At 39.1% G+C, this 481-nt stretch carries 1 protein-coding gene; it reads left to right on the top strand.

Going from position 1 to position 481, the window contains the following annotated elements; genetic code table 11:
* Nucleotides 1-386: DUF1129 domain-containing protein (locus KTJ72_RS07010; protein ID WP_217304478.1), on the top strand; the 386-nt coding region annotated here is incomplete at its 5' end.
* Nucleotides 387-481 lie beyond the last annotated feature (95 nt).

The following is a 481-nucleotide window of genomic DNA, read 5'->3' as shown; positions in this document are numbered from 1 at the left end:
CTTTACTATTCATCGGAATTGTTGCCCTTTTAAATGGCATCATGACCTTCTTCAACACAAACGCTACAGTTACAGGATTGATTTCCTTACTGGCACTTGGTTTTGGTGGAGGAGCATCCATGTACGCTACTTATTACTTTATTTACCGTCATCTCGGAAAAGATAAGAGCCTTCGTCCAAGTTGGTTCAAAATCATCGCAGCCTTATCATTAGCCATGTTGATTTGGATTGCCTTGTACTCTGCGACTGCCTTTTTACCAACCTCTCTTAACCCACAGTTGCCTCCTCTTGCCTTGCTCATTATTGGTGGTGTTTCCCTTGCTTTACGCTATTACCTACAACGCAAATACAACATTCAAAACACTATGTCACCTGTTAACAAATAACAATCATTTCATCCTTGCTATCTACGCAAGGATTTTCGTTTACTCTCATCTTTATTTTAGACAAAATTCATCTACATGCATAGACTATTCTAATC

This window comes from Apilactobacillus waqarii (assembly GCF_019061205.1).
Lineage (GTDB): Bacteria > Bacillota > Bacilli > Lactobacillales > Lactobacillaceae > Apilactobacillus > Apilactobacillus waqarii.
The sequence above is the reverse complement of the archived record's forward strand: the minus strand, read 5'-3'. Positions and strand labels throughout refer to the sequence as shown.